Annotated in this window: 12 protein-coding genes; 6 read left to right on the plus strand and 6 right to left on the minus strand. The window is 64.8% G+C overall.

Going from position 1 to position 14,181, the window contains the following annotated elements; genetic code table 11:
* Window positions 1-50 precede the first annotated feature (50 nt).
* On the minus strand, window positions 51-944 hold the full coding sequence (locus tag LB569_RS18840; protein WP_224693626.1) for a LysR family transcriptional regulator: 894 nt from the start codon (window positions 942-944) through the stop codon (window positions 51-53).
* Between the two features lie 103 nt (window positions 945-1,047).
* Between LB569_RS18840 and LB569_RS18845 the strand changes: the two genes are divergently transcribed.
* On the plus strand, window positions 1,048-1,803 hold the full coding sequence (locus LB569_RS18845; protein WP_224693627.1) for an SDR family oxidoreductase: 756 nt from the start codon (window positions 1,048-1,050) through the stop codon (window positions 1,801-1,803).
* A 92-nt stretch (window positions 1,804-1,895) separates the two neighbouring features.
* On the plus strand, window positions 1,896-2,108 hold the full coding sequence (locus LB569_RS18850) for a tautomerase family protein (protein WP_224693628.1): 213 nt from the start codon (window positions 1,896-1,898) through the stop codon (window positions 2,106-2,108).
* 226 nt (window positions 2,109-2,334) lie between these two features.
* On the opposite strand, the gene LB569_RS18855 is transcribed toward LB569_RS18850, so the two are convergent.
* Window positions 2,335-3,261, minus strand: a complete 927-nt coding sequence (locus tag LB569_RS18855) for a transcriptional regulator GcvA (RefSeq protein ID WP_224693629.1) — start codon at window positions 3,259-3,261, stop codon at window positions 2,335-2,337.
* Between the two features lie 212 nt (window positions 3,262-3,473).
* Here LB569_RS18855 and LB569_RS18860 point away from each other — a divergent pair, with 212 nt between their 5' ends.
* The 3 genes from LB569_RS18860 to LB569_RS18870 all read left to right on the plus strand — a co-directional run bounded on the left by LB569_RS18860 (window position 3,474) and on the right by LB569_RS18870 (window position 5,811).
* On the plus strand, window positions 3,474-3,671 hold the full coding sequence (locus LB569_RS18860; RefSeq protein ID WP_224693630.1) for a DUF1127 domain-containing protein: 198 nt from the start codon (window positions 3,474-3,476) through the stop codon (window positions 3,669-3,671).
* Window positions 3,668-4,564: an NmrA family NAD(P)-binding protein gene (locus LB569_RS18865; RefSeq protein WP_224693631.1), complete on the plus strand. Its 897-nt coding sequence runs from the start codon at window positions 3,668-3,670 to the stop codon at window positions 4,562-4,564. The genes LB569_RS18860 and LB569_RS18865 overlap by 4 nt, the downstream gene beginning before the upstream one ends.
* 101 nt (window positions 4,565-4,665) lie before the next feature.
* Window positions 4,666-5,811 carry a KamA family radical SAM protein gene (locus LB569_RS18870; RefSeq protein ID WP_224693632.1) on the plus strand — a complete coding sequence of 382 codons (1,146 nt, stop codon included), beginning with the start codon at window positions 4,666-4,668 and terminating at the stop codon, window positions 5,809-5,811.
* Between the two features lie 284 nt (window positions 5,812-6,095).
* Here the strand turns inward: LB569_RS18870 and LB569_RS18875 are convergent, their stop codons facing one another.
* The 4 genes from LB569_RS18875 to LB569_RS18890 all read right to left on the minus strand — a co-directional run bounded on the left by LB569_RS18875 (window position 6,096) and on the right by LB569_RS18890 (window position 14,051).
* Window positions 6,096-6,713, minus strand: coding sequence for a 4'-phosphopantetheinyl transferase (locus LB569_RS18875; protein ID WP_224693633.1), 618 nt, complete (start codon window positions 6,711-6,713; stop codon window positions 6,096-6,098).
* A gap of 47 nt (window positions 6,714-6,760) precedes the next feature.
* Window positions 6,761-7,237, minus strand: coding sequence for a GNAT family N-acetyltransferase (locus LB569_RS18880; protein WP_224693634.1), 477 nt, complete (start codon window positions 7,235-7,237; stop codon window positions 6,761-6,763).
* Entirely contained in the window at window positions 7,234-11,358 is a 4,125-nt protein-coding gene (locus LB569_RS18885; protein ID WP_224693635.1) for a Pls/PosA family non-ribosomal peptide synthetase, read from the minus strand. The genes LB569_RS18880 and LB569_RS18885 overlap by 4 nt, the downstream gene beginning before the upstream one ends.
* A 539-nt stretch (window positions 11,359-11,897) precedes the next feature.
* Window positions 11,898-14,051: a hypothetical protein gene (locus LB569_RS18890; RefSeq protein WP_224693707.1), complete on the minus strand. Its 2,154-nt coding sequence runs from the start codon at window positions 14,049-14,051 to the stop codon at window positions 11,898-11,900.
* On the opposite strand from LB569_RS18890, the gene LB569_RS18895 reads away from it, so the two are divergent.
* Window positions 13,959-14,150 (plus strand): DUF680 domain-containing protein, encoded by a 192-nt coding sequence (locus LB569_RS18895; protein WP_224693702.1) that lies wholly within the window; start codon window positions 13,959-13,961, stop codon window positions 14,148-14,150. The genes LB569_RS18890 and LB569_RS18895 overlap by 93 nt on opposite strands.
* Window positions 14,151-14,181 lie beyond the last annotated feature (31 nt).

The following is a 14,181-nucleotide window of genomic DNA, read 5'->3' on the forward strand; positions in this document are numbered from 1 at the left end:
GACAATGCCATCAGATCGCGCCGATGGGCAACGATCGACGCCTCCGGTTTTTACAGGTTCGCCTCGGCGAAGATGCGCGCCGCCCAGTCGAGGAAGACGCGCAGGCGCGGCGAAAGCTGCCGGTTCTGCGGATAGAGCGCCGACAGCGGTGTCGGCGATGGCGGGTAGTCGGCCAGCACCTCGACCAGCGTGCCCTCGGCCAAATCCTTCTCGAAGCGATAGCGCGGCGCCTGGATGAGGCCGAGGCCAAGCCGCGCCAGGTCGGCGGCGGTGTCGGAATTGTTGGCGGCGACGCGGCCGGGCAGCCTCACCTCGCGGGTCCTGCCGGCGACGGTGAATTCGAAGGGCAGCACCTCGCCGGTGCGCGAGGAGACGAAGCCGATCGCCTGATGGCCGTCCAGCGCGTCGGGGGAGGCTGGCGTGCTGTGGCGCGCCAGATAGGCGGGGCTGGCGCAAGTCATCTCGCGGATCATGCCAAGGCGGCGCATGATCATGCCGCTGTCGGGCGGTTCGCCGACGCGGATGACGCAGTCGACGCCCTCGCGCACGAGATCGACCAGCCGGTCGCCCTGGCCGATCTGCAGGTCGATGCGGGGATAATTTTCGAGAAATTCCGGCAGGCGCGGCAGCAGGAAGGTGCGGGTGAGCAGCGTGCTGGCATCGATGCGCAGCAGGCCGAACGGTTCGGCGTCTCGGAAGGCGGCCTCGGCATCCTCGATCTCGGCCAGGATCGACAGGCAGCGCTGATAATAGGCCTCGCCGTCCTGGGTGGCGTTGACCTGCCGCGTCGTGCGCTCCAGCAGCCTTGCCCCGAGATGCACCTCCAGCCGCCGGATCGCTTCCGTCGCGGTCGAGCGCGGCAGGCCGAGATCGGCGGCGGCGGCGGTGAAGCTGCGCCGCTCCAGCACGCGGACGAAGAGCCGCATCGTGTCGAGCCGATCCATGCGGTTTGTTCGCATTTTCCGAATGGTGATGTCAATTGAGGGCCGATTATCCGGAAAGTGCACTGGCCTATATCCGTCTCGCCAACGATAAGGAGAGACTTCCATGACTTCAGGCCAAAGAAATACGGATCAAGCCAGAACGGCGATCGTGACCGGCGCCTCCAAGGGCATCGGCGCGGCGATCGCGCGGCGGCTTGCGCGTGACGGCATCGCCGTCGTCGTCAACTATGCGCGGGGACAGGCGGAGGCCGAGGACGTGGCGCGCGCCATCGAAGCCGATGGCGGCAAGGCGATCCCCGTGCGGGCCGACATCGCCGATCCGGCCGGGATCGCCAGCCTTTTCGACGCCGGCGAAAAGGCCTTCGGCGGCATCGATATCCTCGTCAACAATGCCGGCATCATGAAGCTTTCGCCGATCGCGCAGGCCGACGACGCCTTCTTCGACACCCAAATCGCGATCAATCTCGGCGGGGTCTTCCGTGGCATGCGCGAAGGCGCAAAGCGGCTGCGCGACGGCGGCCGCATCGTCAATTTTTCGAGCAGCGTCGTCGGCCTCTACCAGCCGGGTTACGGCGTCTATGCCGCCACCAAGGCGGCGGTCGAGGCGATGACGCACATCCTGGCCAAGGAGCTTGGCGCGCGCGGGATCACCGTCAACGCCGTGGCGCCCGGGCCGGTCGAGACGGCGCTGTTCACGGATGGCAAGAGCGCGGCGCAGATCGAGGCCATCGGAAAAATGGTCCCGCTCGGCAGGCTCGGCCAGCCCGACGACATTGCCGGCGTGGTCTCGTTCCTGGCCGGGCCGGACAGTGGCTGGGTCAACGGGCAAATCATCCGCGCCAATGGCGGCGTGATCTGAGGAGGCGGGCCGCCGCCGTCCGCCGATCCGTTTCATCCCCAAAACCTGAAACCAACCTCCAGAAATCCAACCTCCAGAAACAGGAAAAGACCATGCCATTCGCCAATTTCAAGATGCCGCGGGCCGCTCTCTCCAAGGCGCAGAAGGAAGACCTCATCCACCGCACGACAGCCATGTTCGTCGACTTTTTCGGCGAAGGCGTGCGGCCCACCACAATGGTGCTGGTGGAGGAAATCGCCGACGGCGGCTATGGCCGCGCCGACGAGGTCTTCATCGTGCCGGAGGCTTTCCGCGCCAGGGAGTAGGCCGAAGCCGGCCTCGTGAAGCGCGACACCGTCATATGACGACTGGTCGCCGCGAGCGCCAGCGTTCACTCTGGGCCGTCAATGCATGGCGGCTCCCGAAAATACCGATGCCCCCTTTTGGGGCGACATGCATGAGCGGCGGGGGCCGGGTGGGCAGCTTTGGGCTGTCCACCTGTCTCGTTTGGTCCGTCGCCGACGCCTGTTCAATCGATGGAACCGGATGCGCTCAGGTGGCTTCGGGCGCCTGGCTCTTGGGCACGCCAACCCAATCGGTAGCGATCTCGGCGAACAACCAGTCGCGGAATGCCTTGATTTTTTTCTGGCGCAACGCGCCTTCCGGATAGACGACATAGTAGCTGGCGGCTGATTTCAGCGCGAGGTCGAAGGGCCGCACCAGCCGCCCGGAAGCGAGGTCGGCCGAGACCAGCGCGCTGCGGCCGAGCAGCACGCCTTCGCCATGCACGGCCGCCTCGACGGCGAAGGTGGCGGAATCGAAACGCACGCCACGTTTGGGGTCGATGCCTTCGACGCCGGCCCGTTCGAGCCATGTCGCCCAGTCGATGCGGAAGGCATCGTGGATCAGCTTGTGATGCCGCAAATCCTCCGGCAGCCGCAGCGGGTGCTCGCCTTGCAGCAGTTCCGGGCTGCAGACGGGGAAGACCTCCTCGTCGGCGAGGAATTCCGCCGTCACCCCGGTATAGCCGCCGCGGCCGTAGCGGATGGATATGTCGATGCCGTCGCTGACGAAATCGGCCAGCACGCCCGAAGTCGCCAGCCGCACGTCGATGTCGGGATTGGCGCGATGGAAGCGATGCAGTCTCGGCACCAGCCAGCGGCCGGCGAAACCGTCCGACGTGCTGACGTTCAGGATGCGGGTCGAGCGGTCGGGTGTGGCGGCGATGGTGGCGGCGGCGATCTGGTCGAGCGCCTTGCCGACCTCGACCGCATAGGCCGCGCCGACAGCGGTCAGGCGCACGGAGCGTGTGCCGCGATCGAAGAGCTGGATACCCAGCCTGTCCTCGATGTTGCGGATGGCGCGGCTGACCGCGCCATGGGTGAGGTTGAGTTCTTCGGCGGCCTTGGAGAAGCTCAAATGCCTGGCGGCCGCGTCGAAGGCGGGCAGAGCGGTGAGGGGCGGCAATCTGCGCGGCATGGGTTCGACCTGTGAGCGTTGCTCACAAATTCTGCACAAAGAGTCGTTTGTCGTCCAGCCCGAAATCACCCAATATCCAGGCGTACCAGGCATCCATACCGGACTTCCGGTTTGTCGATGCGCTGAACTGACCAGAGAAGTGTGAGCAATCGTCATGCTCGCCCGGTGGGCGATGTCGGCAGGCTTGCGCCCAATGAAATAGGAGACGGACAATGACCTTGACCCTTCGACCCATCGGCAGCGCGATGAGCGGCCTTGCCATGAGGAGCGCGGCAGCCTTCGTGCGCCGCCGCACACTGCGCCAGGTTTCCAGGCTCTCCGACCGCCGTTTGCATGACATCGGCCTCGAACGCGACTGGGACGGTTCCATTCTTGCCAACGGAATTTTGGGCAATGGGAGGGCGATATGACCAGCACCCTGATCATCGGCGCGACGGGACTTCTGGGCAGCGAGATGGCGAAGGCCAGCGCTCGCAATGGCGACAGCCTGCATGTGCTAATGCGGCCGGCAACGGCGGCCAATGAGGAGCGGGTGCGCCCGCTCAAGGAATTGGACGCCACCATCCATCTTGGCGATCTCGACGACTATGCCAGCCTTGTGCGCGCGCTCGGCTCGGTCGACCGCGTCATCAGTTCGGTGCATGTCGGTTCGGCCAGCGAGATGACGCTGGTGCGCGCGGTCAGGGATGCCGGCGTCTCGCGCTATGTGCCGTCCGCCGGTTTCGGCCTCGACTTTGCCGCCGCCGCACCCGGCTCGATCGAACCGCTCGACATCAAGCGGGCCGTCTTCGACGCCGTCAGGCAGGCCGATCTGTCCTATACGGTGATCTACACCAACGGCTTCTTCTCGACCTGGGTGGCGACGCTTGGCGACCTGACGCGTTTCGGCTCGTCGCCACTGCCGCCCGACGAGGTGACGCTCTATGGCGAAGGCAATGTGCCGGCGACGTTTGTCAGCGAGAAGGATATCGCGGCTGTCACGATGCGCGCGCTAGAGGACCCCAATGCGGTGCGCAGCGAAATCCGTATTGCGCGAAACAGGATCACGCAAAGCGCGATGATCGAACTTTGGCGCCGGGTGAGCGGCCGCTCGCCGCGCGTCAAGCAGATGAGCGCCGAGGAGTTGGAGGCGCTGATCGCGGCGGTTCCGGGGCTCGGACTGCTGCGGGCATTCTGGATCCGTGGCGAGACCGCGCTGGAAACGGCCACCCCGGAGGCGGGGGCGCTTTATCCGGAGCTGAGGTTTGAGACGATCGAAAGCGCTTTTGTGGCGATGTCGGGGAAGGGTGGGCGGAGGGTGTGAAGGCAAAGGGCGGCGAGTGCGGCGGGCGTGATTGGCTTGCCCAGTGGTTGACCCGACAGCCCATCCGGCCGATAGGTCCGCGGCAAAAACCCGAGACCCCGATGACCGATCTCAAAGACGCCACCCGCGCGACCGCCCCCGACACCGCCTGGCAGGACGATGTCCGCGCCGGCGTGCGCCATGTGCGCGACCTCGCTTGCCTGCCGCTGTCGCCGGCCGAACGCGAAGCCGCGCAAGCCGCCGCCACGCTGCACAAGGTGCGCGCGCCAAAAACCTATCTCGACCTGATCGACTGGAACGATCCCGCCGATCCGATCCGGGCGCAGGTGATCCCGTCGCCGCAAGAACTGGAAGAGGCCGATGGCGAGCTTGGCGATCCGATCGCCGACCATGAATTCAGCCCGGTGCCGCGATTGACGCATCGCCATGGGGACCGAGTGCTGTTGTTCCCGACCTATCAATGCGCGGTCTATTGCCGGTTCTGTTTCCGCAAGGAATCGCTGACCTCGATCGGCCGTGGCTATACGCGCAAGGCGCTGGAGCCGGCGCTGGCCTATATAGCGGGCCACCCCGAAATCCGCGAGGTGATCCTGACCGGCGGCGATCCGCTGTCGCTGCCTGATAACGCACTCGCCGAAATCCGCGCCCGCATAGAGACTATTGCCCATGTCCGGCTGTTGCGCATCCACACCCGCGTGCCGGTGGCGCTGCCTTCGCGCATCACGCCAGGGCTGGTGGAAGCCCTGCAGGGCCGGCTGATGGTGACGGTGGTCACCCACTTCAACCACGCCCGCGAGATCACCGATGCCACGGAAGCGGCGTGCCGCACCTTGCGACAAGCCGGCTTCGTACTGCTCAACCAGAGCGTTCTGCTGAAGGGCGTCAACGATACGGTCGAGGTGCTGGAGGAGCTCTGCCGCGAGCTGATGTACCGGCTCGGGATAAAACCCTATTACCTGCACCATGGCGATCTCGCGCGCGGCATGGCCCACCGGCGCACCACGATCGCCGAAGGCCAGGCGCTGGTGGAAGCGTTGCGCGCGCGCCTGTCGGGGATCTGCAATCCGGTCTACGTCATCGACCTGCCGGAGGGGGGAGGGAAGGTGCCGCTCGGACCATGTCCTATCGAGGCGCGGGACGGGGAGAGGTGGCTGATACGCGGGCTGGATGGGGAGGTGCGGGACTACCGGGAGATCGTGGACGTTCGGGAAGAACAGCCCTCGAAGAATCCAGCTGCCGGCTCGTGAGGCTGGGATATTACCTCTGCTAGCGTCATGGCAACTGTTCATAATGGCGCAGCGTCCGCGCCGCCCCTCACCTGCCTGCCGGCATCCTCCTCCCGTATAGTGACGGGGAGAGGGCGCTGCCGTCGGCGATTTCGCCAATTTCCAGCGTTGCAAGAAGACGCCGGCGTTGCGGCCAGCCCTCTCGCCCCGTTTACGGGGAGAGATGTCCGGCAGGACAGTGAGGGGCGGCGCCAACGCCGGAGATTGCTGGCTTCAGGCGTGGAGCAGGGATAGTCGAGCCGACCCTAAACCCCGTCATCGTCGACAAACGCCAACACGACCACACGCGGGGCGACGCAGTAGATGAGGCTGACTTCGCGGCCCGTGCTCGTCGTCGCGTGGCCGGTCTCGAGGTTTACCGCGATGTCTTCATAGCCCAGCACCTGGCGGTCCAGCGGATAGGCGGCCTTGTAGACCGCTTCCTTGGCGGCGAAGAGGATGCGGCCGGCAAGCTGCCGGTCGGCGGTACCCGTCCGGTCGGCGGGCATGGCAACAAGGGCGGAAATCTCGTCGGGCAGGGGCAGCGCCGGCTCGACATCGATGCCGAGGGAGACGATCTGGCCGACAGGCGCGACCGCCGCCACGGCCATGTCGTCGTCATGCGCGAGCGAGCCGGTTATCCCGTCCGGCCAGGCAGGTGCGCCAGAGGCCGTGCGCAGCAGGGCGAAACCGTCGAAGCCGGCATCCGCCAGCAGCCGGTGCGCGAGCAACCGCGCCGCGCCGCTGGCCCGGCGCATGGCCGGCTGGCGGGCGGGGATGGAGCCCGCCTCCGCCGGCAACAGATAGGCCTCGTCCCCTTCGCGGATGAGCCGGCATCCCGTGCGCACTCCGGCTGGAGCCATGGCAGCGATGGCGCGCGCCAAGGCGATTTCCTCCGGCAGATCCGGGAAAGATGGACCGGCTGATGGCGTCATCGAGCGGCGGCCGCAAGGATGAGATCGGCGATCATTTCGCCGTCCTCGTCGAGCCCTTCCTCGACGAAACCGGCGCCGCGATAGAGCTGCCGTGCCGCCTCGTTCCGCGGCTCGTAGCAGATCGACACGTGCCTGACGTGGCCGAGCCCCTGGATTTCCTCCAGCACCGCCCGCAGCGCGGCCTTGCCATAGCCCCGGCCTTGCCAGGCGCGGTCGATCATGAAGCGGTAGATGCGCGCCTCGTCATCATCCTTCGGCGCGTCGTACATGAGGAACCCGACGATCTGGTCTCCGGCCATCATGGCGCGGGGCCGCGCGTCCCGGTCGGATCGGGCTTCGCGCAGCGAGTCCGCATTGCCGGCGACGAAATCCACCTGCTCCGGAGCCAGTCGCAGGGCCGTGACCAAAGCGCGATTGGCCTTGGTCACCGGGACGATACGGATGTCCACGCTGCCGGGCGCGCGGTCCGTCAAGACGCCGTTGCCCCGGCGGCCTCGCTGACCGGCTCGACAAAACGATGCAACTTGGCCGGGTTGCCGCGCCAGATGGAGTTGGGCTCCAGCTCCTCGCCCTTCATCACGAAGGAATCGGCATCGACCATCGATCCCTTGCCCATCACGACGCCGTAATGGACGAAGGCTGAAGGCCCGAGCGTGCAGCCATCGCCGATGCGGATGAAGTCGGACTTGAACGCGCCTTCCTCCAGCGAATGGGCCTGGATGACGCAGCCCTCGTTGAGCGTGACGTCGTCGCCGATCTCGACCAGCGAACGCTCGGTCAGATTGGCGCCGCCGTCATAGACCCTGCTGCCCACCTTGACGCCCAGCATGCGCAGGATCATCGGCCGGAACGGCGTGCCGGCGAACAGGCGCACGATGGGCGAGTCCGCGAGCTTCCAGTGGCGTTCGTGGCGCCAGAAGGTGACGTCGTAGATTGTCGTCATCCGCGGCTTCAGCTTGCGGAAGCCGAGGCTTGCCCGCTCGACGAAGATGTAGAACGGAATGGTGATCGCCGAAGTCAAAAGGACCGCCACGAAGAGCGCGATCTCGGCCCATTCGGTGTAGTAGTTCAGCGCCCGGTCCCAGATCGCCAGCGTGGCGAACAGCATGACCCATTGCGTCGCCACGAACAGCAGGATCGTCACCAGATTGTGCCGGTTCTTGGCCGAGATGCGCTTTTGCCGGTCGTCCTCGTTGATGCCGGCGATGAGTTCCTTGTCGCGGGCCACCATGCGCGGGATCTCGAAGGACGGCGAGCCGAGAAGGCCGACATTCTCGCGCAAGGGCCCGTCGATCGGGACCATCACCTTGGTGCCGAGCAGGACGTTGTCGCCCGTGCGCCCATCCGGCGGATAGTAGATGTTGTTGCCGAGATAGTTGCGCTCGCCGATCCGGGTCGGTTCCAGTCGGAATGCGGAAGCGGATTTGTGCATGTTGATCATGAACAGCCCGTCCGACACCATGGTCTCGGTGCCGATTTCGCACAGAAGCGGGTTTTCATGCTGCTGGTTGGAGCCGAAATTGGAGCCGGTCTGCACCACCTTGTTGAGGTTCCAGCCGATCGCGCTCATATAATGGACGATGGCCGAGCTGTCGCCGAACAGCAGCCCCAGCACGCGCGAATTGCTCGAGAACTCGGCAACCGTCTGTAGCCAGTAGCGGAAGCCGTAAAGCGTGTAGGTGCGGCCGGGCTTCAGGATCAGGTTGAACAGGCGCGGCACCACCGTGGCGGCGAGGAAGGCCAGGGCGATATAGCCGAGAAGCGTCACCGTCGTGCCGATCGCCACAATGCCGATCGTCTCCTGATAGTCGTCGCCGACATTCTCCCAATAGCTGTGGAACAGAAGCGGCAGCGGGGTGACGATGGCAAACAGCCCGATCAGCTGCACGGCCTCGTAGAGGAAGCGCCTGATACGGGGAGGGTTGACATTGCGCACCTTGCAATAGTCCGCCGTGGTCGGCACCGCCGGCGATCCATGCCAGTGTTCGCCGTCCGGGATGCTTTGTCCGCGCTGCAGCGAGGAGGAATGGCCGAGCTGGCCGCCATCGCCGATCGCGGTGTCGATGTCGAGCGTGGAGCCGACGCCGACGAAGGCATCGCTGCCGATGGTCAACGGCCCGGTGTGGATATAGCCGGCCTGGGCGCGATAGCCGAGGATCAGCGATTCCTTGCGCAGTATGGTTCGGTCGCCGATCGAAATCAGATCCGTGCACACGGGCACGGCGCGGGATTCGATGACCACGTTCTTGCCGATCCTGGTGCCAAGCAGCTGCAGGTACAGGCTGTAGAGCGGGCTGCCCCGGAACAGGACGACCGGCGCGGAGCGGATCAAGGTCTTGACCACCCAGAAGCGATAGTAGCGCAGCCCCCAGATCGGGAACGCTTCCGCCTTCCAGCGGCCGACAAGCACCCATTTGGCGACGACGGCAAAGCCCGACATGCCGAAGAACACGCCGCCCGAGAGCACCACGCACCTGATATAGAGCTGCAGCGGCTCGTCGAGCGCGTCATAGACCCAGTTGAGGCCGCCATTGATCGCCCACAGCGCCACATAACTGTAGAGCGCGTAGAACAAGAGCTGCGCCGCGCCGCAGGTCCAGTAGACGAGGTTGGAGGCCCGGCGGGTGAGAACGGGCTCATTGATCGCCGTCGTCATCTCTTCCGATACGCTGAGGTGCTTGGCCAGGCGCGCCACGGTGGGATAGAGATAGATGTCGCGCATGGACGTCGTCGCCCATTCCTTGCGGGTGCGCACGCGGGCGCAGAAATGCGCCATCAGCAGCGAGTTGGCGCCGAGATCGTCGAAGAAATTGTCCTCGACCGACACGTCGTCGAACTTCAGCACGGCGCATAGCGCCTCGGCCAGGAAACGCTCGTCGTCGTTGGCGGGCGCAACCATGGCGCGGTCGGCCGAGAGCCGGACGCTGGTCGGCTTGGGCAGCTGGCGAAGGTCGACCTTGTTGGAGACCGTCATCGGGATGACAGGCAGTTCCTCCAGATAGGAGGGCACCATGTAGTCCGGCAGCCGCCGCTTCATCGTCTGGGCAAGGTCGGCGCGCGAGAGCGCCGGCTGGCCGGCCTTGGGCGCGTAATAGGCAACGAGCTCGACGCGGCCGGGCTCGATCTCCCAGGTGGTGACGGCGGCCTGCGCGATCTCCGGCTGGTCGAGCAGCACGGCCTCGATCTCGCCCAGTTCAATGCGATAGCCGCGGATCTTCACCTGTGTGTCGATGCGACCGGCATATTCGATCTCGCCGGCATCGTTGATCCGGCCAAGGTCGCCGGTGCGATAGATGCGCTTGGACGGGTTGTTCGGCAGGCCGAGGAAATCGGCGATGAATTTCTGTTCGGTGAGGTCCGGCCGGTTGAGATAGCCGACGGCGAGGCCGATGCCGGCGATGCCGATCTCGCCCAGTTCACCGGGGTCGGCCAGTTGTGGCAACACGGGATCGAGAATGGCGATCGAATAGGTGGGCAGCGGCGCGCCGATCGTCACCGGCCGGTCGGGCGTCAGCGCACCCATGGTTGCCGTGACGGTCGCCTCGGTCGGGCCATAGGTGTTGAGGATCTGCCGGCCGGGCTTCGACCAGCGTACCACCAGATTGTGCGGACAGGCTTCGCCGCCGACCAGCAGCGTGCGCAGGCTGGGCACATCTGAAGTGATGGACGACAGAAGCGTCGGGCTGCAGGCCATGCAGTTGATGTCGTGATGGCGCAGGAAATCGGCGAGCTCCTCGCCGACCAGCGGCATCTGGCCAGGTGCCGGCACGACGGTGGCGCCGGCGATGAACGGCACCCAGATCTCCTCGGAGGAAAAGTCGAAGGCGATGGTCATGCCCTGGTAGACGCGGTCGCCCGGCTTGTAGCCGTAGGACGCGGCGGCGACGCGAATGAAGTTGACGAAGCTCTGGTGGCGGATAGCCACGCCCTTGGGCCTGCCTGTCGTGCCCGATGTATAGAGGATGTAGCAGATGTCGTCGCTCGCAGCGGCGGCCGGCGCCTTGTGCGGCCTCAGCGGCGCCCCGGACTGGGCCGATATTTCGCCCGCCGCGCTGTCGATCAACAGATGCGGAACCGGCAGCTCCCCGGCCCGCGATGCATAGGTGGCGATGGTGACGACCAGGCTGACGCCGGCGTCCTCGATGATGAGCGCCATGCGCTCCTGCGGGAAGGCGGTGGCCAGCGGCACGAAGGCGGCGCCCGCCTTCGCCACGGCGAGCAGGGCGACATAGGTTTCCGCCGAGCGGTCGAGGATGAGCCCGACGCGGTCGCCCGGCCGCACGCCGCGCTTCACCAGCAGGCGGGCGAACTGGTTGGCGCGGCTGTCCAGCTCCCGATAGCTCCAGACGCGGCCCTCGGAGATCACCGCCGGCAAGGTGGCGAATGTTTCGGCGAGCTGCTCGAACACTTTGTCGAGCCGCTCGTCGGGCTGGCCCGCCCGCGCGAAGTCGGCGCCGGTCAGGACTTGGCTGCGCGCCGTCGTCGTGGAGGCAATTCTTGCAAGCGAACCGACGATGTCGGCGCGCGCCTCGGGCTCGCCGCCCGATCGTGCCGTTTCCCTGTCCAGTTCGGCAATATCGATACCGTGATCCATTTTCAAAACTTTCTCGTCCTAATGAAATCGCCGATCATGCCGCCGCGGGCAGGCATCGTCGGCTGTGGCGCCGCTGCAATTTGATCCGTGTTGATGGAGGTGGAATGACCGAAGCTTCCAAAACGGAAGCTTCCGCGATCCGGACCGGCGATAACCGACCGCTCTTTGGCCGCGCGGTTATCACGGAACAGGCCGCTCCGTCTTCACATGTTCGGGAGCATGGCGCGGGGCGGGCGCATCGCCTCGGCACGACCGGCGGCGAGCGCCGTGCCGGGCACCCGTCCATCTGTTCGAACCTCGTTGCATTGCCCATACCCGTGCGCCTGTGCGACGGCCGATTCCCGGCCGTTGAGGGAGGGTTATGCCATCCGATCTTTTCAGCAGTTTTTCCGAACTGTTGAATTATGTTTCTGGATTGTGTCTGGGCATGGCCGTAACTGGCCTTTTTCGCCGAAGCGGGGCGGCAAGTTTGCGGCTATCTCATGTAACAGTGGCGGGCATCGCGGCCCGCGATGAAGGGCTGTTCGAAGCCAGCCTGGTCAGTGACAGACATTATACTGGATGCCCGGGTCGCATTTGCGACCAGCGTCGTAGTATTCGAAATTATCCGGGCGAGGCCTGAACCAAAGCAGTTCCAGCGGTTTGCTTTGCCGCTCGCTTCCATCCGCGAATGTGGCCTTAACTCGGAACTTGTGGATGGACGAGCGATCGGCGTGAAACTTGAACCGGGCGACAAGGCGCGAAATGTCACGATTGCCCCGCATCGGCACGCTGATGCTGTAATTCTTTCTGTTGAGCGGCAGATGGATATCCTGATACTGCGCCGCCTCGGGTGAGCCACTCATGCCGGAGCCGCATTCAGCGACGGATTCCGGCACTTCCAGCGCGGCGAGGGATACCGGAACGGTGAAGGGCTGTTCTTCGGTATGAATTTTGTTTGCCGGGTCTTTCCACTTGTATTTCATCTTGCCGACCAGATTGGTCAGCATCACGCCTTCGTTCCTGTATATCGACTTTCCGATCACGCCGAGGTCGGTTGCGGCCAGGAACTGCTGCGAACACGCTTCCAGCCCTTCGATCGATGCGCATTTGAAATGCCGCGTCGCCAGGGCATTCACGTCGGCCCCGGCCTGCCGGATCGAGTTCAGCACGTCGATATTTCCCGATGAATCGAAATCATCGATGCCTTCTATGTCCAACGGCGTGGAGGTGTTGCCCTTATCGTCGGAAAATACGAAATGAAATTCCGGTTCCAGGACCTTGCCCCAGCCCTGGTTTATGATGGCGAATTGCGGACTGAACCCAAGGCAGCCGACGTCGGGGTAGAGGGAGAGCATCGGCTTGTTGAAGGCCTGGCTCTCGGAAAAATCCAGCGACATGCTGGCAATCTTGCCTTTCCGGCTGTTTTCCGAAGACAGGTCCACTTTGACGAAGGCAAAGACCTGGTCCCAGGACGTCATGCTGAGGACATGGTCTTGAACGTCTATATTGGTTCCACTCTTCCAGAATTTCATCAGGTAGTTTGATCTGGGGTAGAACTGTGTGTTGTCGCCTGACGCGGCTGTTTCGTACTGAAGCGCCTCCTCTGACTCCAAATTGATGCGTTCGTCGATCGCCGCCGAGATGGAGAACCCGGCCGCCTGGCCCGCTTTGGTTCCGGCTTTCAGCAGGCCGCCCATCCTTGCATCGGCGAAGAGATCCGGGCGTTTGCCGCCGACCTCGCGGCCGCCTTGCCAGACCGATTGGTAGGTCGTGCCGCCGGGCAGTTGTGTCGTTGCCGTGCCGTCGCGGACACCATCGCGAAACGTGCCGGTGAAGATTTCGCCATTGGTCGAGACATAGCGGGCCGGGCCGTCGGCAACGCCATGCCGCATCAGGCCCTCATAGCGGTTGCCGGCTTCGTCCACCCACAGGACGGTGCCGTCGGGGGCGCCATCCAGCCAGTCGCCGTCGAGATATTCGCCCGTGCGCAGTTCCAGCCGGCCATGTCCCGACGGTTTGCCCCGAGAGAGCGAGCCGACATAGGTGGCGAAGACAGCGGACGGATCGTAGGAAGGCGAGCCGCCGATGCGCCATTGCAGCCGTCCGGATCCGGAGGGCAGTCCTTCGGCGGAGAGGCCGCCATCGGCCAGTTTCGGGTCCGGTTCCCAGACGAAGTCGAGGCCTTTTTCCGGGCTCGGGTCCCAGACGCTTACCGTCTTTCGCGAAACCGACCGGGTCGCGGCGTCATAAATCGTCTGGACGCGGCTGTCCCATTCGGGATGCGGTGAGGGGTGCAGATAGTCGCCGCCGGCGGCATCGATCGTGGCCGCCACAAGCGCGAGCGCGGCCAATGAAGCTGCTCTTGCAATCATTCGAGAAATCCCAACCCGGTGCCGATTGCTAGGCAATCGCCCTGGCGAGTCAAGAGCGCGGGCAGTTCTGGTGGCGAGTAACGCCGCCGCCGCCCTGGTTTTCTTTTTCAAAAATTCTTCGAGTGCCCGGGAATAAAGCACGCCCCTGCCGGGTCTTGTCATCAGCGGGGCCAATCCGGCCCGCGACGCGAAGAAACAAAACAAGGATTTACTGAAATGACCAAGCTCGCTCTCAGCGTGGCCGCGATGGTGCTTGCCTCGAGTTCCGCCTTTGCCGGTAGCGACCATTTTGGCGACCGCACCGTCAACCCGGCGGCCGCCCCCATCGACAACACCCATACCGCCTCGACCGCCAAGCCGGACATGGTCCGGCACGGTGTGCGGGCAACGACGAAATCTGATGCGGATGAACCCGGCCAGGGCATCTGGGGCCGCTGAGTTCAGGGTCCGGACCACCCTCGAGATCTGG

The sequence above is a fragment of the Mesorhizobium sp. BH1-1-4 genome, from assembly GCF_020165665.1.
Lineage (GTDB): Bacteria > Pseudomonadota > Alphaproteobacteria > Rhizobiales > Rhizobiaceae > Mesorhizobium.